This is a genomic window from Modestobacter caceresii (assembly GCF_000761485.1).
GTDB lineage: Bacteria > Actinomycetota > Actinomycetes > Mycobacteriales > Geodermatophilaceae > Modestobacter > Modestobacter caceresii.
Genome location: NZ_JPMX01000046.1, coordinates 1 through 22,164, shown reverse-complemented (window position 1 = coordinate 22,164; position 22,164 = coordinate 1). Strand labels below are relative to the sequence as shown.

The 22,164-nt window shown below is 75.0% G+C and carries 24 protein-coding genes and 1 riboswitch; of the genes, 12 read left to right on the top strand and 12 right to left on the bottom strand.

Features of this window, described 5'->3' with window-relative positions; all coding sequences use genetic code 11:
- Positions 1–54: 54 nt before the first annotated feature.
- The gene (locus IN07_RS11525; RefSeq protein ID WP_036335964.1) at positions 55–402 is read right to left on the bottom strand and encodes a PRC-barrel domain-containing protein; all 348 of its coding nucleotides are present in this window, start codon (positions 400–402) and stop codon (positions 55–57) included.
- Between the two features lie 103 nt (positions 403–505).
- On the opposite strand from IN07_RS11525, the gene IN07_RS11520 reads away from it, so the two are divergent.
- Positions 506–931 carry an AAA family ATPase gene (locus tag IN07_RS11520; RefSeq protein ID WP_036335963.1) on the top strand — a complete coding sequence of 142 codons (426 nt, stop codon included), beginning with the start codon at positions 506–508 and terminating at the stop codon, positions 929–931.
- A gap of 14 nt (positions 932–945) precedes the next feature.
- Here IN07_RS11520 and IN07_RS11515 read toward each other — a convergent pair whose 3' ends face one another.
- Both IN07_RS11515 and IN07_RS11510 read right to left on the bottom strand, forming a co-directional pair.
- A complete protein-coding gene (locus IN07_RS11515; RefSeq protein ID WP_036335961.1) occupies positions 946–1,431 on the bottom strand; it encodes an ATP-binding protein in 486 nt (161 codons plus the stop codon).
- A gap of 97 nt (positions 1,432–1,528) precedes the next feature.
- A complete protein-coding gene (locus IN07_RS11510) occupies positions 1,529–1,951 on the bottom strand; it encodes an STAS domain-containing protein (protein ID WP_164700568.1) in 423 nt (140 codons plus the stop codon).
- 359 nt (positions 1,952–2,310) lie between these two features.
- Here IN07_RS11510 and IN07_RS11505 point away from each other — a divergent pair, with 359 nt between their 5' ends.
- Genes IN07_RS11505 through IN07_RS11490 form a run of 4 tightly spaced genes read left to right on the top strand, consistent with a single transcriptional unit; the run spans position 2,311 to position 5,948 of the window.
- On the top strand, positions 2,311–2,952 hold the full coding sequence (locus IN07_RS11505; RefSeq protein ID WP_036335960.1) for an ABC transporter permease: 642 nt from the start codon (positions 2,311–2,313) through the stop codon (positions 2,950–2,952).
- Positions 2,945–4,144, top strand: coding sequence for an ABC transporter ATP-binding protein (locus IN07_RS11500; RefSeq protein WP_052091159.1), 1,200 nt, complete (start codon positions 2,945–2,947; stop codon positions 4,142–4,144). Before IN07_RS11505 ends, IN07_RS11500 begins: the two co-directional genes overlap by 8 nt.
- Positions 4,141–4,968 (top strand): ABC transporter permease, encoded by an 828-nt coding sequence (locus IN07_RS11495; protein ID WP_081975346.1) that lies wholly within the window; start codon positions 4,141–4,143, stop codon positions 4,966–4,968. The genes IN07_RS11500 and IN07_RS11495 overlap by 4 nt, the downstream gene beginning before the upstream one ends.
- Complete coding sequence (locus tag IN07_RS11490) at positions 4,968–5,948, top strand: glycine betaine ABC transporter substrate-binding protein (RefSeq protein WP_036335959.1); 981 nt, start codon at positions 4,968–4,970, stop codon at positions 5,946–5,948. Before IN07_RS11495 ends, IN07_RS11490 begins: the two co-directional genes overlap by 1 nt.
- Here IN07_RS11490 and IN07_RS11485 read toward each other — a convergent pair whose 3' ends face one another.
- On the bottom strand, positions 5,949–6,893 hold the full coding sequence (locus tag IN07_RS11485) for a nucleoside hydrolase (RefSeq protein WP_036335968.1): 945 nt from the start codon (positions 6,891–6,893) through the stop codon (positions 5,949–5,951).
- A gap of 1,123 nt (positions 6,894–8,016) precedes the next feature.
- On the opposite strand from IN07_RS11485, the gene IN07_RS11475 reads away from it, so the two are divergent.
- A complete protein-coding gene (locus IN07_RS11475) occupies positions 8,017–9,828 on the top strand; it encodes a gamma-glutamyltransferase family protein (protein WP_036335957.1) in 1,812 nt (603 codons plus the stop codon).
- A 13-nt stretch (positions 9,829–9,841) separates the two neighbouring features.
- Here the strand turns inward: IN07_RS11475 and IN07_RS25220 are convergent, their stop codons facing one another.
- Complete coding sequence (locus IN07_RS25220) at positions 9,842–10,981, bottom strand: aromatic acid exporter family protein (RefSeq protein ID WP_036335956.1); 1,140 nt, start codon at positions 10,979–10,981, stop codon at positions 9,842–9,844.
- A gap of 138 nt (positions 10,982–11,119) precedes the next feature.
- Here IN07_RS25220 and IN07_RS11465 point away from each other — a divergent pair, with 138 nt between their 5' ends.
- A complete protein-coding gene (locus IN07_RS11465) occupies positions 11,120–13,678 on the top strand; it encodes a SpoIIE family protein phosphatase (RefSeq protein WP_052091158.1) in 2,559 nt (852 codons plus the stop codon).
- A 6-nt stretch (positions 13,679–13,684) separates the two neighbouring features.
- On the opposite strand, the gene IN07_RS11460 is transcribed toward IN07_RS11465, so the two are convergent.
- From IN07_RS11460 to IN07_RS11430, 7 genes are all read right to left on the bottom strand, one after another.
- Positions 13,685–14,125 (bottom strand): ATP-binding protein, encoded by a 441-nt coding sequence (locus IN07_RS11460; protein WP_036335953.1) that lies wholly within the window; start codon positions 14,123–14,125, stop codon positions 13,685–13,687.
- A 146-nt stretch (positions 14,126–14,271) separates the two neighbouring features.
- Positions 14,272–14,850, bottom strand: a complete 579-nt coding sequence (locus IN07_RS11455) for a thiamine phosphate synthase (RefSeq protein ID WP_036335952.1) — start codon at positions 14,848–14,850, stop codon at positions 14,272–14,274.
- Positions 14,847–15,671, bottom strand: a complete 825-nt coding sequence (locus tag IN07_RS11450) for a thiazole synthase (RefSeq protein ID WP_269429960.1) — start codon at positions 15,669–15,671, stop codon at positions 14,847–14,849. The genes IN07_RS11455 and IN07_RS11450 overlap by 4 nt, the downstream gene beginning before the upstream one ends.
- 1 nt (position 15,672) lies before the next feature.
- Entirely contained in the window at positions 15,673–15,879 is a 207-nt protein-coding gene (thiS, locus tag IN07_RS11445) for a sulfur carrier protein ThiS (RefSeq protein WP_036335950.1), read from the bottom strand.
- The gene (gene thiO / locus IN07_RS11440; protein WP_036335948.1) at positions 15,876–16,988 is read right to left on the bottom strand and encodes a glycine oxidase ThiO; all 1,113 of its coding nucleotides are present in this window, start codon (positions 16,986–16,988) and stop codon (positions 15,876–15,878) included. The genes thiS and thiO overlap by 4 nt, the downstream gene beginning before the upstream one ends.
- On the bottom strand, positions 16,985–17,611 hold the full coding sequence (thiE, locus tag IN07_RS11435; protein WP_036335947.1) for a thiamine phosphate synthase: 627 nt from the start codon (positions 17,609–17,611) through the stop codon (positions 16,985–16,987). Before thiE ends, thiO begins: the two co-directional genes overlap by 4 nt.
- The gene (locus IN07_RS11430; RefSeq protein WP_036335946.1) at positions 17,608–18,951 is read right to left on the bottom strand and encodes a purine-cytosine permease family protein; all 1,344 of its coding nucleotides are present in this window, start codon (positions 18,949–18,951) and stop codon (positions 17,608–17,610) included. Before IN07_RS11430 ends, thiE begins: the two co-directional genes overlap by 4 nt.
- A riboswitch (TPP riboswitch) is annotated at positions 18,942–19,052 on the bottom strand. Its footprint overlaps the gene before it by 10 nt.
- A 44-nt stretch (positions 19,053–19,096) precedes the next feature.
- On the opposite strand from IN07_RS11430, the gene IN07_RS11425 reads away from it, so the two are divergent.
- From IN07_RS11425 to IN07_RS11410, 5 genes are all read left to right on the top strand, one after another.
- Positions 19,097–19,720, top strand: coding sequence for a thiaminase II/PqqC family protein (locus IN07_RS11425; protein ID WP_036335945.1), 624 nt, complete (start codon positions 19,097–19,099; stop codon positions 19,718–19,720).
- Entirely contained in the window at positions 19,717–20,346 is a 630-nt protein-coding gene (locus IN07_RS11420) for a TenA family protein (RefSeq protein WP_036335944.1), read from the top strand. The genes IN07_RS11425 and IN07_RS11420 overlap by 4 nt, the downstream gene beginning before the upstream one ends.
- On the top strand, positions 20,346–20,711 hold the full coding sequence (locus IN07_RS26330; RefSeq protein ID WP_269429959.1) for an ABC transporter ATP-binding protein: 366 nt from the start codon (positions 20,346–20,348) through the stop codon (positions 20,709–20,711). Before IN07_RS11420 ends, IN07_RS26330 begins: the two co-directional genes overlap by 1 nt.
- Positions 20,678–21,022 carry an ABC transporter ATP-binding protein gene (locus IN07_RS26325; protein WP_269429958.1) on the top strand — a complete coding sequence of 115 codons (345 nt, stop codon included), beginning with the start codon at positions 20,678–20,680 and terminating at the stop codon, positions 21,020–21,022. Before IN07_RS26330 ends, IN07_RS26325 begins: the two co-directional genes overlap by 34 nt.
- A 12-nt stretch (positions 21,023–21,034) precedes the next feature.
- On the top strand, positions 21,035–22,164 hold a 1,130-nt coding region (locus tag IN07_RS11410; protein WP_036335943.1), incomplete at its 3' end, for a DUF6297 family protein.

Below are 22,164 nucleotides of genomic sequence, written 5' to 3'. Positions count from 1 at the left end.
CGCAGCAGTCCTGCGTGCGGTCACCCTCTGGCTCAAGCGGTTAGGAGACACGCCCTAGCGGCGGGCCAGCCGGCGGACGCCGCCGGTGTAGGGCATCGAGTAGTGCGCGAAGACGTCGGGCTCCTGCTCCACGGTGAGCTCGCCGTCGGTGTCGATGGACGGCGCGTTCTTGGTGAGGTCCTTGGACACGGTGACCCGGATGTGGTCGGGGGCCACGGTGGCGCCGGTCAGCGGCACGAAGGTCAACTGGCGCCGGCCGATGAAGCCGGTGACGACCGCGGCGAAGAAGGGCTGGTCGGTGGTGGTGTCCACGTACACCGACTCCAGCGTCCCGATCTTGCTCCCGTCCGGGTCGACGACGTTCAGGGTGCGCCAGTCACGGATGTTCTCGGCCGGGAACACGGGGCCCTCCTGGGGTCTCGGGACAGATGCCCCTCCATGCCCGGTGCCGTGGCCGCGCAACCCCGCAGCGACTGCCTGGGCCGGGGCGGGTACCGGGTGGGCCATGGCACGCCAGGAGCTCGTGGTGATGGTCGGCCTGCAGGGGTCGGGCAAGTCCCGGTGGGTCACCGAGCACCTGGCCGGCACGCACGCGGTGGTCAGCAAGGACCACTGGCCGAACGCCCGGCGTCGTGAGGCCCGTCAGCAGCGGACCGTGGCCGCCCTGCTCGCCCAGGGCGCCAGCGTCGTCGTCGACAACACCTCGCCGTCGCCGGCCGAGCGGGCGCCGCTCGTCGCGTTGGCGGCGGCCGCAGGCGTCCCGGCCCGGGCGGTGTTCCTCGACGTCCCGCTGGAGACCTGCCGGGCCCGCAACGAGGCCCGCGAGGGGCGGGCGAGGGTGCCGCTGGTCGGGCTGTACAGCGCGGCCGGGCGGCTCACCGCGCCGAGCACCGCAGAGGGGTTCAGCGAGGTGACGGTGGTGCGGAGCTGAACCCCTGCCCCCCGTCAGGCCCCAGCCGGGCCGGAGGAGGAGCGGGGCCGGGGGACCGCGGCGGCGGGCAGCCCGGAGGGCAGCCGGGCCCACACGTGCTTGCGCTGGGCGTCGCTGCACCAGCCGTAGTCGATCGACAGCTGGGCCACCATCGGCAGCCCCATCCCCCCGTACGCCGGGTCGCGGTCGACCGCGGGGCGCGGCGGGGCGTCGGGCGAGCCGTCGGTCAGCACGATCAGCCAGCCGGTCGGGACGGCGACGATCACTGCCACCACCGCACCGCCACCGTGTCGCAGCGCGTTCGAGCTGAGCTCCTCGAACACCAACAGCAGTCCCTCACGCGCGTCTTCGGTGGACCGGGCGGCCAGGGACGGGTGGGCGAGCCGGGCCCGCAGGTCCATCCGGACCCGGGACGCGTCGTGCACCGTCGGGAGCTCCCACCGCCAGACGTCGCCGTCCTCGTGGGGCACGTCGGCCGCCGGCCAGACCAGTGCACTCACTCTTCGGTCCTCTCGCCGGCTGGTGTCTCGCCGCCACCATGGTGGCGGAGACGCCAACGGCGTGCAGCACGGGGGGTCACGTGCCGGGTGGGGACGGTCAGCGCCGCGCCTGGTCCGCCTCGTCCCCGTCCAGCTCAGCGACGCCGGGCATCCCCTGGACGTCCAGCCGCAGGAGCAGGCCGGTCAGCTCCAGCGGCCCGGTGACGATGCGGCTGGTCGCGATGACCCCGACGTGCTTGCCGGCGGCCTCCGGGTGCTGGCTCACCCACACCAACGCCGTGACCCCGGCGGACCCGAAGAAGGTGACCCCGGACAGGTCGATGGTGAGCAGGCGCTCCGCCTGGCGCAGCGCGGCCAGCAGGGTCTGCTGCAGCAGCGGGTTGCTGGCGGCGTCCAGCTCGCCGGACACGGAGGCGATGACCTGCCCCGGTTCCGGGCCGTCGGCGAGCCGCACCTGGAACGGCGCCTCGTCGGCTGCCGACCTGACCGTCTTGATGGGTCCTCCTCCAGACCGGGACACGTGCGCAGTGTCCGCCACCGATCGTCTCCCGTCGGCACGTGCCCGCGGAGCGGGCCGGGCCGGGTCACTACCCCGATCGAGGCACGCCAGTCGCCGTACCCGGTCAGGAAGGTCATCACTTCGTCACCTGTCGAGCTCGCATCCGTGGGACGGGTGTGACACGGTGACACACGGTCGAAATGAGGCCGCCGGTGCGGTAGGGCCCGCGTCCGGCGGTGGAGCACCCCTGCAGACGCGCCGTGCGCGCCGGGGGTGCACGCCCACCAGGCCGCCCGAGTCCTCGCCAGACCGAGTGCGGCGCCATCAGGACGACGACCACCCGGCCCAGCGTGGCCTGGGTGCGGAGAGGGGGTGGGCCGATGTGGGAGTACCTCGTCGACCGGCGCGGGCTGATCGCCTTCCAGGCCTTCCAGCACGTCAGCCTGGTCGTGCAGTGCGTGCTGCTGGCCACCGTGATCGCGATCGGGCTGGCGGTGCTGGCCTACCGCAGCCCGCGGCTCACCGGGCTGGCCAACGGACTCTCGGCGATCGGGCTGACCATCCCCTCCTTCGCGCTGCTGGGCATCCTGCTGGCGCCCTTCGGGTTCGGGATCACCCCGGCCGTGCTGGCGGTGACGTTCTACGCGGCGCTGCCGATCCTGCGCAACGCCGTCGTCGGCCTGGCCGGCGTCGACCGCTCGCTGGTGGAGTCGGCCCGCGGCATCGGGATGAGCCGGATGAGCACGCTGCTGCGGATCGAGCTGCCGCTCGCGTGGCCGGTGATCCTGGCCGGCATCCGGGTCTCCACCCAGATGGTCATGGGCATCGCCGCGATCGCCGCCTACGTGCTCGGCCCCGGCCTGGGCAGCTTCATCTTCTCCGGACTCTCCCGGCTGGGCGGTGCGAACGCACTGAACGCCACGCTCGTCGGGACCATCGCGATCGTCCTGCTCGCCCTCGTCCTGGACGTGGTGCTGGTGCTGGTCGGTCGCCTGACCACCTCGAGGGGCATCCGTGTCTGAGACCACCGCTGAGCGTGGCGGCGCCACCGCAGCCGCACCCGCACCCGCCAGCACCGAGCGCCAGGTCAGCGGCGTGTCGATCCGGCTCGAGGGCGTGACCAAGAGCTACTCCGGGCAGGGGAAGCCGGCCGTCGACTCGGTCGACCTGGACATCCCGGCCGGTCAGATGGTCATGTTCGTCGGGCCCTCGGGCTGCGGGAAGACCACGCTGCTGAAGATGCTCAACCGGCTGGTCGAGCCCACCAGCGGCAAGATCTTCCTGGGCGACGAGGACGTCACCGGGCAGGACGCCGACCAGCTGCGCCGCCGGATCGGGTACGTCATCCAGGCCGGTGGGCTCTTCCCGCACATGACCGTGGGCACCAACATCGGGCTGGTCCCGGGGATGCTCAAGTGGGACCGGAAGCGGATCGCCGCCCGGGTCGACGAGCTGCTCGAGCTGGTCGGCCTGGACCCCGAGGTCTACCGCGACCGCTACCCGCGTGAGCTCTCCGGTGGCCAGCAGCAGCGCGTCGGGGTCGCCCGGGCGCTCGCCGCCGACCCGCCCGTGCTGCTGATGGACGAACCGTTCGGCGCGGTGGACCCGATCACCCGCCAGCGCCTGCAGGACGAGCTGATCCGGATCCAGGAGGAGCTGGGCAAGACGATCGTCTTCGTCACCCACGACTTCGACGAGGCGGTCAAGCTCGGCGACCGGATCGTCGTCTTCGACGTCGGCGCCCGCGTCGTGCAGTACGACACCCCGGAGGCGATCCTCGCCGACCCGGCGGAGGAGTACGTCGCCGACTTCGTCGGCGCCGGCGCGACCCTGAAGCAGCTGACCCTGACCCGGGTCGGGGACGTCGAGCTGATCCACCCCCAGCAGGCCCGGGTCGGCGAGGACGCCGCCGAGGTCGTCCGCCGCGCGTCGGCCGCCGGGGAGAAGTACGTCGTGGTCACCGACCGCCGTGGCCGGCCGATCAGCTGGCCGTCGCTGGCGGAGCTGTCCCGGGTGGCCACCGTGCCGGACACCGTGGACGAGAAGCTCCCGGTGGTCGGGCTGCGCTCCACCCTCAACGACGCCCTGGACACGATGCTCGCCGCCAGTCAGGGCGGTGTCGTCGTGACCGGCCGGGACGGCGTCGCCGGCGTCATGGTGGTGGAGACGGTGATGGCCGCGATCCAGCGCACCCGCGACGAGGTGGAGGGATGACGGCGCCCCGCCCCGCGGCCACCGAGGCGTACCCCGACACCGAGATCGACGACGCGCTCGCCCAGACCCAGACCCCGGCCCGCGGTGACTCGGACGAGGCCCGCGGTGCCTGGCGAGGACTGCTCGTGCAGCCGGTCCTCGTGCTGGCCGGGGTGCTGGCCTTCGTCATCTGGCGGTCGACCGCCGAGCTCGCCGACACCGAGCAGCGCCAGCTCGGCTGGGGCGTGCTGGGCCGCAGCATCGTGGAGCACCTGCAGCTCACCCTGTTCGCCGCCGTCATCGTGCTGCTGATCGGCATCCCGCTGGGCGTGCTGCTCACCCGCGGGCCGTTCCGCCGGGCCACGCCGCTGGTGCTGGGCGTGGCCAACACCGGCCAGGCCGCCCCGGCGATCGGGCTGTTCGTGCTGCTGGCCACCTGGCTGGGCTTCGGCTTCCGGTCCGCGGTCGTGGCCCTGGTGCTCTACACGGTGCTGCCGGTGCTGCGGAACACCATGGTCGGGCTGCAGGGCGTCGACGCCCGCCTGGTCGAGGCCGGCCGGGGGATGGGCATGAGCGCCCTCGCCGTCCTGCTGCGGGTGGAGCTCCCGCTGGCCGTCCCGGTCATCCTGGCCGGCGTCCGCACGGCCCTGGTGCTGCTCGTCGGCACCGCCACGCTGGCGACCTTCATCAGCGGCGGCGGGCTGGGCCAGCTGATCACCACCGGCATCAACCTCTCGCTGGACAGCCTGCTGTTCAGCGGTGCCGTCCTCGTCGCCCTGCTCGCGCTGGCCATCGACTGGTTCGGTCGCGTCGTGGAGCACGTCGCCCGACCGAAGGGACTCTGATGCGGACCCGCGCAGCCGCCGCGTCCTCGCTCGCGGCAGCCACCCTGCTCACCGGGTGCGGTCTGCAGGCCGCCACGCAGTACACCCCGGCGTCCGCGCCGGCCGACATCCAGCCGATCGAGGGGGTGGCGGGCGAGGAGATCGTGGTGGGGTCGAAGAACTTCACCGAGCAGCTGATCCTCGGCAAGATCGCCGTGATCGCGCTGCAGACCGCCGGGTTCGACGTCGTCGACCGGACCAACATCCCCGGCTCCGTGCCGGCTCGCCAGGGCATGGTCAACGGCGAGATCGACATGGAGTGGGAGTACACCGGCACCGCGTGGCTCTCCTACCTCGGCGAGACCGCACCGATCGCGGACCCGCTGGAGCAGTACGAGGCCGTCCGGGACGCCGAGCTGGCCAACGGCCTGACCTGGCTGCCGCCCGCGGAGGCCAACAACACCTACGCCTTCGCCGTCCGCAGCGAGGCGGTCGACGACCTCGGCGGGATCAGCACGCTGTCGGAGATCGCCGAGCTGCCCGTGGAGGAGCGCACCTTCTGCGTGGACAGCGAGTTCGCCAGCCGCAACGACGGGTTCGTCCCGATGCTGGAGACCTACGGCCTGGAGCTCGGTGATGCGCAGGGCGTGCCGCGGGACAACGTCAGCACGCTGGACACCGGCGCGGTCTACGAGGCCACCGACCAGGGTCAGTGCAACTTCGGCGAGGTCTTCACCACCGACGGCCGGATCACGGCGCTGGACCTGACGGTGCTCGAGGACGACCGCGCCTTCTTCCCCAACTACAACATCTCGCCGGTGCTGCTCACCGAGACCTTCGAGGAGCAACCCGAGCTCGCCGACCTGTTCGGGCAGATCACCCCGCTGCTGACCAACGACGTGCTGCAGGAGCTGAACGCCCGGGTCGACGTGGCCGGCGAGCAGCCCGGGGACGTCGCGCTGGAGTGGATGGTCTCCGAGGGGCTCGTCGAGCCGGCCTGATCAGGTCCGCTCGGCCAGCCCGCACAACCGGCTGACCAGGAACTCCACCGCCGCCTCGCTGTCGACGTCCTCGGCCACCGCCACCGCGGTGGCCGAGGACGACGTCGTCCGGCGGTCCACCAGGGTCTGCCCGCGCCCGGCGCCGTGCCCGGTGTCCACCACGACGTCCCGGGGCACGGTGGTCAGCGTGCCCGGCACGATCGCCTCGGTCAGCGCCAGGGCGTCGTGCACCACCACGCCCTCGACGCCGTAGCTGCTGCGGGCGTGGTCGACGTACTGCTGCAGGACCGCCGCCGCCCGGTCACCCACCGGGCCGGCCGCGGCGAACCGGGCGATCCCCTCTGCCGTGAGCACCGTGGGCAGCGTGACGTCCAGCCCGACCAGCACGGTCGGCAGGCCCGCACCGAACACCGCCGCGGCGGCCTCCGGGTCGGCCCACACGTTGAACTCCGCGGCCGCGGTCACGTTGCCGCCGCGGGTCGCCGAGCCGCCCATCACCACCAGCCGGCCGATCCGCGCCGCCGCCTCCGGGTACACCCCCAGCAGCAGGGCGATGTTGGTCAGCGGGCCGATCGCGGCCACGGTCACCGGCTGCTCGCTGGCCAGCAGCAGCTCCGCCAGCGCCACGACCGCGGGCCGGGGGTCGACGGCGGCCGGGGACGGGGGCAGGACGACGCCGCCGAGGCCCGCCTCCCCGTGCACGTGGCCGGCCCGCCGCGGCTGGGGGAAGACCAGCGAGGTGCGGGCGCCCGCGGCCACCGGCACGTCCGACCGGCCTGCCAGGTGCAGCACCCGCAGTGCGTTCTCGGTGGTCTCGGCCAGGCCGACGTTGCCGTGCACCGTCGTCACCAGCTGCAGGTCGACCTCGGGACTGGCCAGGGCGAGCAGCACGGCCAGTGCGTCGTCGATGCCCGGGTCGGTGTCGATCACCAGCGGGGTGCGCATCCGCCCATCCCACCAGACCGGCCCGACACGCCGGTGCGCCGGATCGGCGGCCGAGGTCATCGCCTGGCGATCGACCGACTGACCTGCGGTTTCGTCCGGTTCTGTCGACAAGTGCCCGGGTCCGGAGGGGGGTCATCGACCGCTGCGGAGGGGTCGGGCAACGGTTGGGTCACGCGGTCGTGAGGGGGTGTCCCGAACGGGGGTCCCAGGGCTCCGTCGTCCGTAACTTCTTCCTTGCCCGCGGCCCCTTCCCCGGCCGCGGCGACTACTTCCCGGGAGGGCAGCACGTGGCGATCCAGATGGCACCGGTCCGGTCGACCGAGCTGCCCGCTGCCCGGGACACCGGCCGGCTCGGGTTGTTCGGCACCGACACCCCGGCGCCCAACACCACCGACCTGGCGTTCGGCCTGGCGATCGGCCTCGCCATCGGCGTGCTCGGCATGGGCCCCAGCCCGCTCGCGGCCGACGACGTCCCGGTGCGCCTCCCCCGCTCCCGGCGGCGTCAGCTGGCCCGCCTCGCCGCCACCTGGGGCGCCGGCGGCGACGGTGCACACCTCGCCTGGCGTGCGACGCCGCTGCCGGTCTACCGGCTGACCGACGGGCCGGACCGGTCCGTCTCCCGCCCGGCGCCCGGCCCGGCGGCCGCCGCCCCGGTGGCAGAGCGCGCCCCTGCCCCGTCCGCGCCGCCGGCCCCGGACCACGAGCTGGAGACGGCGATCGAGTTCGCCACCGACTTCTCCGTCGACCTGCTCACCACCCCCGCCCGGCTGGCCGCGCCCCCGTCGCGGCTGACCGCCCCGGTGCGGCAGCTGGTCAGCCGCCTGCGCGGCGTGCGCCGGCGGGCCGCGGCCTGGGGCGGTGGCGCGAACGGCGCCTCCCTCAGCTGGGACAGGCCGGTCGCGCCCCGGACGCACCAGCTGACGCTGCCGGCGCTCCCCGAGCCCCGGCACTCCGACATCGACCTCCGGCACAGCGACATCGACCTCCGGCACAGCGACATCGACCTCCGCCATCGAGCCCCGGATGACGACGAGGTCGTGCCGCTCCGAGAGGCGCCCAGCACCCCTGCCACACCGCCGTCGCCTCGCAGTGCGAACCGGCCACACTTCTTTAGGGTGGCTACATGTTCACCACGCGGCCGGAGCTCGCCGGCACCTTCGGGATGGTCGCCTCGACGCACTGGCTCGCCAGCGCCGCGGGCATGGCGACCCTCGAGGCCGGTGGGAACGCGTTCGATGCCGCGGTCGCTGCGGGCCTCACCCTGCAGGTGGTCGAGCCGCACCTCAACGGCCCGGGGGGTGAGGTGCCGATCCTCTTCGCCCGGAGCCCGCGGGCAGCCGCCGGCGCGGGGGTCCCCGTGGTCCTGTCCGGTCAGGGGGTCGCCCCCGCCGGCGCGACGATCGACGCCTTCGGGGACCTCGGTCTCGACCTGGTCCCGGGCACCGGTCTCCTCGCCGCCACCGTGCCCGGCGCTCTCGGCGCCTGGCTGACCCTCCTGCGCGACCACGGCACCCTGCCGCTGGGCGCCGTCCTCCGCTTCGCCATCGAGTACGCCGAGCACGGCCACCCGGTCCACCCCCGGGTCGCCGCGACCGTCGCCTCGGTCTCCGAGCACTTCCGCACCCACTGGCCGACCTCGGCCGCCACCTGGCTCGCCCCCGACGGAGCACCCCCCACCGCCGGCCGCCTGTTCCGCAACCCGGTCCTCGCCTCGACCTACCGCCGACTGCTCGACGCAGCGCGCGGACCCTCCCGAGAGGCGCAGATCGACGCGGCACTGGCTGCTTGGTACACGGGGTTCGTCGCCGAGGCGATCGACGAGTTCTCCCGTTCCCCGGTGATGGACGACTCCGGTCGTGCCCACCGCGGCTTCCTGACGGGTGAGGACCTGGCCAGCTGGGCCCCGAGGTACGAGCCGCCGGTCACCCTCGACTGGCAGGGGTGGACGCTCGCGAAGGCCGGGCCGTGGTCCCAGGGCCCGGCGCTGCTCCAGGCGCTCGCGATGCTGGACGGCCACCCGGCAGCAGGGGCCGGGGCCGGGTACGCATCGGGCACCGCCGATGCCGATCTGGTCCACGCCGGCGTGGAGGCGGTGAAGCTGGCGATGGCCGACCGGGAGGCCTGGTACGGGGACACGGCCGAGGTCCCGGTGGACGACCTGCTGTCCACGAGCTACACCGAGCAACGGCGGGCGCTGATCAGCGACCGGGCCAGCACCGAGCTGCGGCCTGGCTCGCCAGGGGGGCGCCCGCCCCGGCTCCCCGGGTTCGTCACCGCCGGCGGCCGTGCCTCGTCCGGCCCGATCGCGGGCGTCGGGGAGCCCACCGTCGACACGCGGGGCACCACCCGGGGCGACACCTGCCACGTCGACGTCGTCGACCGCTGGGGCAACCTCGTCTCGGCCACCCCCTCCGGCGGCTGGCTGCAGAGCTCGCCGGTCATCCCCTCGCTCGGCTTCGCGCTGGGCACCCGGGCGCAGATGTTCTGGCTGGAGCCCGGGCTCCCCAACTCGCTGCAGCCGGGCAAGCGCCCGCGCACCACGCTCACCCCGTCCCTGGCGCTGCGCGGCGGCGTGCCGACCCTCGCCTTCGGCACCCCCGGCGGGGACCAGCAGGAGCAGTGGCAGCTGTGCTTCTGGCTGGCCCACGTGCTGGGCGGGCTGGACCTCCAGGCGGCCATCGACGCGCCGACCTGGCACACCACCGCCTTCCCGTCGTCGTTCTTCCCGCGGGAGATGACGCCGGACGAGGTCGTGGTCGAGTCCCGGATCGGGGAGGAGACGATCGCCGAGCTGCGCCGCCGTGGCCACTCGGTCACCGTCTCCGACCCCTGGTCGCTGGGCCGGCTGTCCGCGGTCTCCGTCGACCCGGAGACCGGCGTGCTGCGGGCCGGGGCCAACCCGCGGGGCATGCAGGGGTACGCAGTGGGTCGCTGAGCCCTCGGTCGGGTCAGTCCGGGGCTTCCTCCTCGGCCAGCTCCTCGGGCACGACCGCGGCCAGGCAGCGCCGGATCGCCAGCGCGATGCTGCTGGCAGCGAACAGGTCGTCGTCGGTGTGCCTCCGGGCTCGCCGCAGCTCCGCCTCGAGAGCGTGCAGGTCGGCATAGGCACCGCGGGTGGTGTCCGGGTCGGCCGTCGCCCCGTCGACCGAGCGCAGCACGTCGGCCAGGCCGGTCAGCGCCTCGGCCGCGGACGGTCGCAGCGACGGGCCGAGCGCCACGTGGGAGAGGTCGGCGGTCTCGGTCTCGGCGATCAGCTGGGTCAGGTCCTCGATCATCAGCGTGAGGCGCTCCAGCGCGCGGGCCTGGGCGTACTGCCGCTCGGCGTCCTGCTGGTGCCGGCGGGCCCGGCGGTTGCCCCGGCGGGCCTCGTCGATCTGCTGCACGGCGGCGCGCATCCGCGCCAGCACCGGGTCGATGGTGTGGATGCGCTCGCGCCACTCGTCCTCGGTGGGCGGGTGCTCCTGCTGGAGCCCGTCGGCGAGGTCCTCCAGCTGGGCGGCCAGCAGGTCGCGGAGCCGACCGAGCTCGGTCTGCGAGGGAGCCAGCGGCAGCGGCGGGAAGACGGCGAGGACCGCCGTCCCGATCAACGCGCCGAAGAAGGTGAGTCCGGCGTAGCCCAGCACGTAGTCCACCGGGTCGCCGCCGCCGATGATCAGCACGAACAGCGCCGAGGTGGTCACCCAGCTGCCGGAGCTGCCCAGCCGGTGCCAGCCGGCGAGCAGGACGCCGATGGACACCACGATGCCGATCCTGGCCACGATCGGCACGGGCAGCGCGTCGGTGGCCAAGGCCACGGCAGCGCCGAGCGCGATGGCGGCCACCGACTGTGCGGCGGACCGGGCCGAGCCGGCCAGGGTGGTGGAGGTGGCGATCACCGCCCCGAACGGCGCGTAGTAGGGGTACTCCTGGGCCGGGCCCGGCAGGAACTGGGTGAGTGCCCAGGCGATCGTCGCGGCGATCGCTGCCCGCAGGGCCAGGCCGAGCTGCGGGTGCCGGGCCCAGGTGCGCTGCAGGGGGGCCCGCCAGGAACGGGGGTGCCACGGCCTCGGCCGGCCGTCCTGCGACCGGGGGGCGGCGGTTCCCTGCATCCGGTCATCGTCCCCCGCCGGCAAGGGTGGCGCTCGGCATGCCCCGCCACCGGGGGCGGCGCCACCAGGCATGATCGGTCCGGCAGGCAGCATGGGGGGTCGGCCTCGGTGCAGGACGAGGAGCGGGGGTGCTGGGCGATGTCGCCGCTGGACCCTGATCGGCTCACGGCTGCCCGGCGGGTGGCCGCCACCGCGGTCGGCTCGCCGGGCTTGCAGCGCCTGACCGACCTGGCCGCCACGCTGTTGCGTGCACCATCGGCCGGGGTGGCGGTGGTCGGTGACGTGCAGACGATCGCGGGAGTCTCCGGGACACCGCGACGGACGATCGGGTCCGAGGACTCGCTGACGAACACGCTGGGCGGGGTCACGGTCGCCGCCCGGGCCCCGCTGGTCGTCACCGATGCACCTACCGATCCCCGGGTGGCCGACCTGCCGGCCGTGCGCGAAGGCCACGTCGGGTCCTACCTCGGGGTCCCGCTGTTCGATCCCGCGCGGCAGCACGTGGTGGGGGTGCTGTCCGTCTTCGGCCCAGGACCGAGGTCCTGGAGCGAGGGGGACGTCGCGCTGCTCTCGCAGCTCGCCCCACAGGCGGCGTCCGAGCTCGAGCTGGCCGCGCTCACCACCGAGTTCGAGGTCAGCCGGCTGCGCTGGGGTCTGGCCATCGACGCGGCCGGCATCGGCAGCTTCGATTGGGACCTGACCACCGGCAAGCTGTCCTGGGACGATCGACTGCTGGAGCTCTTCGGCTACGAGCGGGACGACTTCACGGGAACGATGGAGGCCTTCGACGCCCGGGTGCACCCGGACGACGCCGAGCGGGTCCGTGAGGCGCTGCAGACAGCCATCGACGTCTGCGCCGAGTTCGAGGTCGAGTACCGGGTGCAGCTGCCCTCCGGAGAGACCCGCTGGGTGCAGGCTCGAGGCCGGGCGCTGCCCGACGAGCGGGACCTCGCCGTCCGGCTGCTGGGCGCGGCCTACGACACCACCGAGCAGCGACACGGGGAGACCCGGCTGGCCCGGGTCCTGGAGTCCATGCCGGCGGCCTTCTTCTCCGTGGACCGGAACTGGACCTTCAGCTACGTCAACGGTGGCGCCGAGGAGCTGCTCGGTGCCACCCGCGAACAGCTGCTCGGCGGCAACGTGTGGGAGCTGTTCCCCGCGTCGGTGGGCAGTGAGTTCGAGATCCACTACCGGCAGGCGATGACGTCGGGCGAGCCGGTGGCCTTCGACGCCTGGTACCCGCCACCTCTGGACGCCTGGTATGAGGTGCGTGCCTGGCCGACCCCGGAGGGCCTGTCGGTCTACTTCAGCGAGGTCACCGAGCGGTACCGGACCGAGCAGGCGGCGCGGCGGCGGGCCGAGGGGCTCGCCCTCGTCGCCCGGGTCTCCGACGCCGTGGCGGCCGCCCTGGTCGAGGGCCGGGGGGCGTGGGCGGCCATGCAGGAGCTGACCCTCGGCGTCGTGCCCGCCCTGGGGGACTGGGTGATCGTCAGCCTGATGGAGGAGGGTGGCCGGCTGCACGACGTCGCCAGCTGGCACCGGGACCCTGCCCTCCGCCCGATGGCGGCGCGCTACGCCGAGCTGCGGCTGGCCGCCCTGACCTCGACCGCGCCCCTCGTGGCCGCGCTGGCCAGCGGCAGGGTGATCGAGGTCCCTGATGTCCCCGAGGCCGTCGGCCGTACGTTGCCGCCGGGCCCCGTGCGCGACGCATTCGATGCGCTGGCCCCAGCGACGGCGGTCGCCCTGGGGTTGACCGCGCACGGCCGGACGGTGGGGGCCATGAGCATCTACCGCTCGGCCGACCGAGACCCCATGGACGGCGAGGACGTCGTGGTCGTCCAGCAACTCGCGGATCGGGTGGCCCTGGCGCTGGACAGCGTGGCGCTGCACGAGCAGCAGCGCCGGATGGCCGAGGACCTGCAGCGGAGCCTGCTCACCGACCCACCACAGCCGGACCGCGCAGAGATCGCCGTCCGGTACTTCCCGGCCGTGCAGGCTGCCCAGGTGGGCGGCGACTGGTACGACGCATTCCTGCAGCCGGACGGGACGACGATCCTCGCGATCGGCGACGTCGTCGGTCATGACACGAAGGCGGCCGCGGCGATGGGTCAGCTGCGCGGGCTGCTGCGCGGGATCGCCTGGCGCAGCGCAGCCGGCCCGATGGAGGTGCTCCGCGACCTGGATGGCGCCATCGAGGGCCTGCAGCTGCGCACCCTGGCGACCGCGGCCGTGGCCCGCCTGGAGTGGACCGGCGCGGAGCTCGAGCGTGGGGAGACCCGGTTGCGCTGGTCCAACGCCGGCCACCCGCCGCTGCTGGTGCGGCACGCCGACGGCAAGGTGGAGGTGCTGGCCACCGAGCGGGCCGACCTGATGCTCGGCGTGGCCCCGGACGCGATCCGCCGGGAACACGCCGTGGTGCTGGACGCGGGCGCGACGGTGCTCCTCTACACCGATGGACTCGTCGAAGGACGCGACCTCCCGCTGGACGACGGGGTCGACCGGCTGGCCGGCTTGTTCGCCGAGCTGGGGGAGCTGCCGTTGGGGGAACTGGTGGACCAGGTCGTCGCCCGGTTGCGCCCACAGGGGTCCGAGGACGATGTCGCGCTGGTCGCCGTCCGGCTGCACGGGGGGGACGTGCAGCGGTGGCCCGAGGGCGGGCCGGGGACCGTGCCGGCGAGCCTGCCGCTGACGGACTGAGCCGGCTCAGCGGCGGGGCAGCAACGCCCAGACGCTCTTCTGGTCCCCGGTGAGGTGCCAGCCGTGCGCGACGGCCATCTCGGCGATCAGGTAGAGGCCCAGCCCGCCCAGGCTGGGATCACGCCCGACCGCCGGCTGCGGAGGGCGCTGGGCTGCGGAGTCGCGCACCTCGATCAACCACGCCTGCGGCGTCCGCTGGACGCGGGCGAGCACCCCACCACCCCCGTGCCGGAGGGCGTTGGAGGCCATCTCGTCGAACGCCAGGACGACGGCCTCGTCGAGTTCGGCGGCCGCACGGTCGCCACCGGACTCCTCGGCCAGCCCGCGGCGCAACTGGGCACGCACCTTGGGGAGCTCCGCCACGCTGCTCAGCGCCCACTCCCAACCGGCCTCGGCGGGTGGTGGAGGGGACGACGGCCACGCAAGGCTGATGCCCTCGCCCGTCACCCGGTCTCCTCGCTGTCTGGCCGCGAACAGTCACACGGCGAACCCCTGTCTTGTCTCGGCAGAGGCAGGTCCAATCATGAACTCGACGTGACGTACACCTCACCGTTCCGGGGTGGGGCGCGCCAGTCGAGTGGCGCGTCGCCCGCTCAGCCGGCCAGTGCGGCCAGATGGTCCCGCACGGAGGCCGGGTCGCGCATCACCCCGCCCATCACCGCGACCCCCCAGGCGCCGGCGGCGAGGCAGCCGGGGACGTCGTCCGGGCCGATGCCGCCCAGTGCGAAGACGGGCGGACCGTGCGGGACCAGCTCGGCCAGGCCCGGGAGCCCGAGGGCCGGGCCGTGGCCGGGCTTGGAGGTGGTCAGGAAGACCGGGGACAGGAAGGCGTGGTCCACGCCCTCGGCCCGGGCCCGGGTCAGTTCGGCGGCGGAGTGGCAGGAGCGGCCCAGCCAGCCGGGCCGCGGCGCCGGCAGCGGGTCGGCCGCCGACAGGTGGACGGCGGTGCGCCCCGCACTGCCGGCGGCCCCCGCCCACACCAGGACGCCGCCCACCGGGTCCAGCAGGGCCTGCAGTTGCCCGGCGAGCCGCGACCGCTCGGCGAGGGGCAGGTCCTTCTCCCGCAGCACCACCGCCCGGGCCCCGGCGTCGACGGCGGCGGCCACGGTGGCGGTCAGGCTGCCCCGGCACTGCGTGCGGTCGGTGAGCACGAGCAGCCGCGGCAGGCTCACAGCTCCGGCAGCCCCTGCATCGACGTCGACGCCTCGGCGAGCCAGCGCCGCGGGATCCGGCCCGCGCCCCGGGCCAGCCGGCCGCCCTCGACGGCCTGCCGCATGGCCAGCGCCATCTGCACCGGCTCCCGGGCCCGGGTCACCGCCGACGCCAGCAGCACCGCGTCGCAGCCCAGCTCCATCGCCAGCGCGGCGTCCGAGGCGGTGCCGATGCCGGCGTCCAGCACCACCGGCACGCTGACCTCCTCCCGGAGCAGGGCGATGTTGTAGGGGTTGCGGATGCCCAGACCGCTGCCGATCGGTGAGCCCAGCGGCATGACGGCGGCGCAGCCGACGTCGGCCAGCCGCCGGCCGAGGATCGGGTCGTCGGTGGTGTAGGCGAGCACGGTGAAGCCGTCGGCGACCAGTTGCTCGGCGGCGTCCATCAGCTCGACGGCGTCGGGCAGCAGCGTGCGGTCGTCGCCGATGACCTCCAGCTTGATCCAGTCGGTCTCGAACGCCTCCCGGGAGAGCTGGGCGGTCAGCACCGCCTCCCGGGCGGTCTGGCAGCCGGCCGTGTTGGGCAGCAGCCGCACCCCGCAGCGGCTGAGCACCTCGAGCATCGCGCTCCCCGCGGCCGCCTCCACCCGGCGCAGCGCCACGGTCACCAGCTGGGTGCCCGAGGCGCGCACCACCCGCTCCAGCACCTCCAGGCTGGGCAGGCCACCGGTGCCCAGGATCAGCCGGGAGGTGAACGTCTCCCCGCCCAGGCTGAAGGGGTCGGTGGCCTCCTCCTGCTCCAGCGCGGGGACCAGCTCCTCGGTCAGTTCGCCGTCGTTCACTTCAGCCTCCTGCGGTGGGGGCGAGCACCTCGAGGCGGTCGCCGGGGGAGAGCTCGGTCGTGGTCCAGCTGCTGCGCGGGACGACGTCGCCGTTGCGGGCGACCGCGACCCGGTCGTGCCCGCTGGTGCGGTCGGCGACGAGCGCGGCGACGGTCGTGCCGTCGGCCAGCTCGACCGGGTCGCCGTTGACGGTCAACGAGATGGTCATCGGTGGGGGAACCTCTCGACGGTGAACGGTGCGGCGAGCTCGGGCAGCTCGCCGGTGGCCAGCAGCTCGGCGACGAGGTCACCGGTCACCGGGGTGAGCAGGACGCCGTTGCGGTGGTGGCCGGTGGCCAGCACGAGCCCGGGCAGCGTGCTGGGCCCCAGCAGCGGGGCGTTGTCGTCGGTGCCCGGCCGCCAGCGGGCGAGGGTCTCGACCAGCTCCAGCTCGGTCACCCCGGGCACCACCTCGATCGCGTCGTGCAGCAGGTCGTGCACCCCGCCGGCGGTGACGGTGGCGTCGAAGCCACGGTCCTCGGTGGTGGCCCCCACGATCAACCCGTCCTCGCCGTAGGGCACCAGGTAGACGTGCCGGCTGCGGACGAGCGCGCGCACCGTGCCGGTGAGCAGCCCCGCCGCCCCGGCCATCCGCAGGATCTGCCCCTTGACCGGCCGGATCGGCAGCGGCGGCACCCCGGGGAGGGTGTTGCTGTGCGCACCGAGGGCCAGGACGACGGTGCCGGCGACCAGCTCCTCGCCGCCGGTCAGCTGCAGCCCGGTGGCCCGCCCGCCGGTGACCTGCACACCGGCCACCCGCTCCGGCACGAGACGCACCCCGGCGGCCTCGGCGGCTGCGGTCAGCGCCCGGTGCAGCGCCCGGCCGTCGACCGAGTGGTCGCCCTCGACGGCCAGCCCACCGCGCAGGCGGGGGGTGAGCGCGGGCTCCCGGCGGCGGGTGTCCCGCGGGGTCATCCGCTCGACGGCCAGCCCCAGTTCCAGCTGGTAGCCGTGCAGCGCGTCCAGCGCCCGCACGTCGTCGGCGTCGAAGCCGACCACCAGGGTGCCGACGGTGCGCAGCCCGACCGGCAGCCCGCTGGCCGCCTCGACCTCGGCGGCGAACGCCGGGTAGCGCTGCAGGGAGGCCAGGCACAGCCGCAGCAGCGCCTCCTCCCCGTAGGCGGCCTCGGTGACCGGCGCGAGCATCCCGGCGGCGGCAGCCGAGGCGCCGGCGCCGGGGGCGTCGTCGACGACGGCGACCGACAGGCCGCGCTGCGCCGCCCGCCAGGCCACCGACAGCCCGATCAGCCCACCGCCGGCCACCGCCACGTCGATCACCGGGCGTCCGCCAGTGCCCGCAGCAGCTCGGCCGTCGCGGCTCCCGGGTCAGCGGCGGCGGTGACCGCACCGACCACCGCGACCCCGGTGGCGCCGGCGGTCAGCAGCTCGCCGACCCGCGCCGCGGTGACCCCGCCGATGGCGATCACCGGCACCGGCACCGCGGCGGCCACGGCGCCGACCCCGGCGACCCCGATCGGGTCGGGGAGCCCCGTCTTGGTGGTGGTGGCGAAGGCCGGGCCGACGCCCAGGTAGTCCGCCCCCTCGGCCACCAGCTGCCGGGCCAGCTCCGGGTCGCGCGCCGTGCCGCCGAGGAGGTGCCCCGGCCCGGCGACCCGCCGGGCGGCGGCGAGCGGGAGGTCGCCGGCGCCCAGGTGCGTCCCGTCGGCGCCGACGGCGAGGGCGACGTCCACCCGGTCGTTGACCAGGCACGTCGTGCCCGCGGGCCGGCAGAGCTCGACCACGGCCCGGGCGAAGTCGTACAGCACCCGGTCGCTGCAGCCCTTCGCCCGCACCTGCACCACCGGCGCACCGGCGGCCACCGCGGCGGCGATCGCGGCCAGCGCGGCCGGCCCGCCGTCGGCGTCGGTGAGCACGTGCAGCCGGCCCAGCGGGGAGGTCATGCCCGTTGCCGCCCGCGGCGGGCGCCGAGCAGCGCGATCACCGCTGTGAGGGACGCCGCCACGGCCAGGCTGATCAGCGAGGCCGACCAGCCGTTGGCCGGGTCGATGCCCAGGTCGGTCTGCCGCGCGGTCCACCAGCTGGTCCAGCCGGCGCCGACGCCGGAGAAGAAGGTCGGCAGGGTCAGCTGGTAGGCGACGAACCCGGCCAGCCACGGCAGCAGGTAGACCAGCCGGGCCGGGGCGGTGTCCGAGGTGTCCCACCGGCCGGGGGCGCTCAGCGCGTAGGCGACCAGGAAGACGCCGATCAGCGGCACGAAGACCGCGCCGATCAGGAAGAGGAACGGCTCGTAGGCGACGATGTCGAAGCTCAGCGCGAGCAGGGTGGCGGTGGCACCGACGCCCAGCGCGAGCAGCCGGCGGTCCAGCCGGGCCACCACGTTCTGCGCCGACACGGCCGTGGAGTAGACGTTCGCGAACGCCTCGTCGAGCTCGACCGTGATGAGGACCAGCACCGCCAACGCCCCCAGCGGCACGGCCAGCAGCGCGTCGATGACGTCCAGCCCGGAGCTGCCGTAGGCCGCCAGCGCCAGCACACCGAGGGTGAACATCGCGACGGTGGCCAGGCCGTAGCCCAGGGCGGCACTGGTGCCGGCGACCCGGCCGCTGCGCACGTGTCGGGTGTAGTCGGCGGCGAGCGGGAACCAGGAGATCGGCAGGGCGATCACGATGTCGGTCGCCGTCCAGAACGAGGCGGCGCCGCCGCTGTCCAGCGGGGCGAGCGGCTCGGAGAGCACCTCGACGAACAGGTAGACGATCGCGGCCAGCGCCGCCCACACCGCATAGCGGGACAGCACCTTGACGACGCCGAGGGGCCGCAGCGCCATCGCGGTGGCCAGCACCCCGGCGAGCAGCACGAACGGCCAGCGCGGCGCGTCCAGCACCCGGGACGCCGCCTCGGCGATGATCACGATCTCGAAGGTGGCCCAGCCGATGCACTGCACCAGGTTCAGCGCGGTGGGCAGGTAGGAGGCCCGCCGGCCGAGGAGTCCGCGCAGCAGCACCATCCCCGGCACCCCCTCGCGGGCACCGGCTGCGGCGGCCAGCCCCAGCAGCGAGGCGCCGATCACCGCGCCGACGACGATCGCGCCGAGCGTGACCGACAGCGGCTGCCCGGGCAGGACGACGTAGACGGCGGCCACCGGCAGCAGCAGGCTGATGCCCAGGTTGCCCCACAGGCCCGCGGACTCGCGGAAGCCCAGCGTGCGGGCCGGTGGCTCGGTCAGGGTGAGCGGTGCGTCCCCGTGGGACGCGCTTGTGTGGACGGTTCCGGACGTGCTCATCACGGGCTCCCTACGCCGGCATTACCCGGTCAGGTTCCAGCGGTCGGCGGCGCGTCAGCCGCCCTCTCAGCCCGGTCCTCCGAGCTCCCGCACATGGCTCGACGCCATGACGGGGCCACCATAACCACCTCGTAGAGTCCGCGCCGTGCCGGTCGCCGAGCTGCTGCAACGTCATCCCGAGATCTGGCGCGGGGCCACCGCGCACCCGTTCCTGACCGCGGTGCGGGACGGGTCGCTGCCCGCCGGCGCCTTCGACACCTGGCTGGTGCAGGACGCGCGCTTCGTCGCCGACCTGCTGCGTTTCCAGGCCCGGCTGCTGGCCCGCGCGCCGCGGCCCGCGCAGGCGGTCCTGGCCGGGGGCCTGGTCGCGCTGGTCGAGGAGCTGGCCTGGTTCGAGGAGCAGGCGGCCGCCCGCGGCCTGGACCTCACCGCCCCCGCGCTGCCCGCCACCGCGGCCTACGCCGAGCTGCTGCAGCGGCTGGACGCCGCTGACGTGCCGGTCGCGCTGACGGCGCTGTGGACCATCGAGCGCACGTACCTCGACGCCTGGACCACCGCGCTGCCCGGGGCCCCGGCCTACCGTGAGTTCGTCGAGCACTGGACCGTGCCGGGCTTCGCCGGTTACGTCGCCGGCCTCGAGGCGGCGGCCGACGCGGTCGGCGGGGGCAGGGACGCGGTCTTCCTCGACGTCGTCGCCGCCGAGGTGGCCTTCTGGGACATGGCACTCGGGGACGGGGCGCTCGGGGACGGAGCGGTGCAGTCGGCATGAGCCTCGCCGCCGGGCTCTGGGCCGAGAACGCCGACCTCGCCGCCGTCGCGCTGGCGCACCCGTTCGTGCAGGGCATCGCCGACGGGAGCCTGCCGAGAGTGCGGTTCGCCGGCTACGTCGCCCAGGACGCGTTCTTCCTCGAGTCCTTCGCCCGCGCCTACGCGCTCGGCGCCGCGTACAGCCCCGACCGGGCCGGCCTGGACGTCTTCGCCGACCTGCTCGCCGGCGTCCGCGAGGAGCTGCGGCTGCACCAGGGCTACGCGGCGCGCTGGGGCATCGACCTGACCGGGGTGGAGCCGCTGCCGGCCACGCTGGCCTACACCGAGTTCCTGCTCGCCACGGCGGCCCTGGGCGGGGGAGGGCTGACCTGTGCAGCGATGACGCCGTGCATGCGGCTGTACGCCCACCTCGGGCAGTCGCTGGCCGGCCGGCCCGCCACCCCGTACACCGAGTGGGTCACCACCTACGCCGACCCGGCCTTCGAGGAGCTGGCGGCCACGCTGGAGCGGCTGCTGGACGTCACGGCGGCCGACACCCCCGCGGTGCGGCGCGCCTACCGCCGGGCCATGGAGCTGGAGATCGGCTTCTTCGACGCCGCCTGGCGCGGTGGTGCGGAGTCCGGCTGATGGGCCTGCTGGTCGCCGAGGAGCTGTCCGTCGGCTACGGCGACGAGCCGGTGTGCGCCCCGGTGACGGTGTCGGTCGCCCCGGGGGAGGCGGTCGCCCTGGTCGGTCCGAACGGCGCGGGCAAGTCCACCGTGCTGCAGACGATGGTCGGGCTGCTGCCGCCGCTGGCCGGCACGGTGCGCTTCACCGATGGCCCGGTCGACGAGCGGGACGCCGGTTTCCGCCGGGCGGTCGCCGGGGTGCTGGACGACGACGCGTTCTTCCCGTCGCTGACCGGCGCGGAAACCTGCTGCTCACCGCCCGCGCCCACGGGGTGGTCGACGCCGAGCACGTGGTCGACGCCGAGCTGGCCGCCTTCGGGCTGACCGACCGGGCCGGCGCGCTGCCCTCGGCGCTCTCCTCCGGTCAGCGGCGGCGGCTGGCACTGGCCGGGGCACTGGTGCGACCGGCCGACCTGCTGGTGCTCGACGAGCCGGAACGCCGACTGGACACCGCGATGCGCCGGGCGCTGGCCGACCGGCTCGCGGCGCTGGTCGACGCCGGCTGCGCGGTGCTGTTCGCCAGCCACGACCCGACGTTCATCGGCACCCTCGCCGACCGGGTCCTGGTGATCGGCGAGGACGAGTGCCCGGTGGTCGCGCCCGAGGACGCCGTCGCGGCGTTGCAGGAGGGCTGAGCCACGACCACGGTGGCTCCGCCGCAGGCGCGGCCGGCGGAGGAGTGGAGCGGCACCGCCGTCCGGCGGTACACCCGCCGGGCGACGGCCGCCCGGGCCGACACCAGCTGGCTGACCCGGGTCGGGGACACGCTCTCCGGCCTCACCTCCGCCGGGGTCTTCGTGGCGCTCTGCGGGGGCACGGTCTCCAGCCTCCGCGAGCAGATCGCCGCCCGCCCGGCCGTCGATGCGGCGGTGCTCCCCGGCGGGCTGACCGCGGCGGCCGTCGCGCTCTCCCTGGCCGCCGGGCTGACCGCGCTGTTCGCCCGGCTGGGGCCGGTCAGCGCCACGCCGGCGGCCGTGGTGTGGTGGCTGCCCCTGCCCGCGGGGCGCCGCGGACTGCTCCGCGGCGAGCTGCGCCGGGCGGTCGGCCTGGCGGTGGCGGCGGCGCTGGCCGTCGGCGTCCCGGTGGTGCTGGCCTGGAACCGGACACCGGCCGGCGTCCTCGCCGGGCTGGCGGCCGGTGCGCTGCTGGCGGCGACCGCGGTCGCGGTGCTCGTCGTCCGGCAGGCCGGTGGCGGCGGCCGCTGGGCGCCCGCGGTCGCCGGGGCGGTGACCGCGCTGACCCTGGTCGGCCCCGCCGTCGCCGGGTGCGTGGTAGCCGGGCTGGGGGTGGCCCTGCCGGACGTCGCGGGTCGGTCCTGGTCGCTGCCGGCGCCGGTCGCGCTGGGGCTGCTCGGCGCGCTGCTGGGGGTCGCCGTCCTCTGCCTGGTCCTGGCCGACCGCCGGCTGGCCGACCTGCCCGCCGGTGCGCTGCGTGCGTCGGGGGAGACCGCGCAGTACGCCACTGCGTCGGTCTTCTCGCTGGACACCCGGGAGCTCGGCCGGGCGCTGGGGACGACGGTGCGTCGGCCACGGCGCCCGCTGGCCTGGCGCTGGGTGCGGCGTCCCTGGCAGGCGGTCGTCGCCGGCGACCTGGCGGTGCTGGCCCGGTCCCCGTGGCGCTGGGGGCAGCTGGCGGTCGGGGCGGCGCTGCCGGTGCTGGCCGCGCGCACCGAGGGGCTGGCCGAGCTGCCGGCGCTGGTGGCGGTGACCGTCGTCCTCGGCTGGTGGACCGCCGCCACGTCGCTGGGTGAGCCGAGCCGGCGGGCGTCCGCGGCGCC

Coding starts and splice junctions, on each gene's coding strand:
- thiE (WP_036335947.1), bottom strand. CDS start 17,611: ATGACCTCCCCGCTGGGCCGGCTGCACGTGCTCACCGACGCCGACGGC.
- IN07_RS11420 (WP_036335944.1), top strand. CDS start 19,717: ATGAGCCTCGCCGCCGGGCTCTGGGCCGAGAACGCCGACCTCGCCGCC.
- IN07_RS11505 (WP_036335960.1), top strand. CDS start 2,311: ATGTGGGAGTACCTCGTCGACCGGCGCGGGCTGATCGCCTTCCAGGCC.
- thiS (WP_036335950.1), bottom strand. CDS start 15,879: ATGACCATCTCGTTGACCGTCAACGGCGACCCGGTCGAGCTGGCCGAC.
- IN07_RS11465 (WP_052091158.1), top strand. CDS start 11,120: ATGTCGCCGCTGGACCCTGATCGGCTCACGGCTGCCCGGCGGGTGGCC.
- IN07_RS26330 (WP_269429959.1), top strand. CDS start 20,346: ATGGGCCTGCTGGTCGCCGAGGAGCTGTCCGTCGGCTACGGCGACGAG.
- IN07_RS11490 (WP_036335959.1), top strand. CDS start 4,968: ATGCGGACCCGCGCAGCCGCCGCGTCCTCGCTCGCGGCAGCCACCCTG.
- IN07_RS11430 (WP_036335946.1), bottom strand. CDS start 18,951: ATGAGCACGTCCGGAACCGTCCACACAAGCGCGTCCCACGGGGACGCA.
- IN07_RS11475 (WP_036335957.1), top strand. CDS start 8,017: ATGTTCACCACGCGGCCGGAGCTCGCCGGCACCTTCGGGATGGTCGCC.
- IN07_RS25220 (WP_036335956.1), bottom strand. CDS start 10,981: ATGCAGGGAACCGCCGCCCCCCGGTCGCAGGACGGCCGGCCGAGGCCG.
- IN07_RS11485 (WP_036335968.1), bottom strand. CDS start 6,893: ATGCGCACCCCGCTGGTGATCGACACCGACCCGGGCATCGACGACGCA.
- IN07_RS11495 (WP_081975346.1), top strand. CDS start 4,141: ATGACGGCGCCCCGCCCCGCGGCCACCGAGGCGTACCCCGACACCGAG.
- IN07_RS11520 (WP_036335963.1), top strand. CDS start 506: ATGGCACGCCAGGAGCTCGTGGTGATGGTCGGCCTGCAGGGGTCGGGC.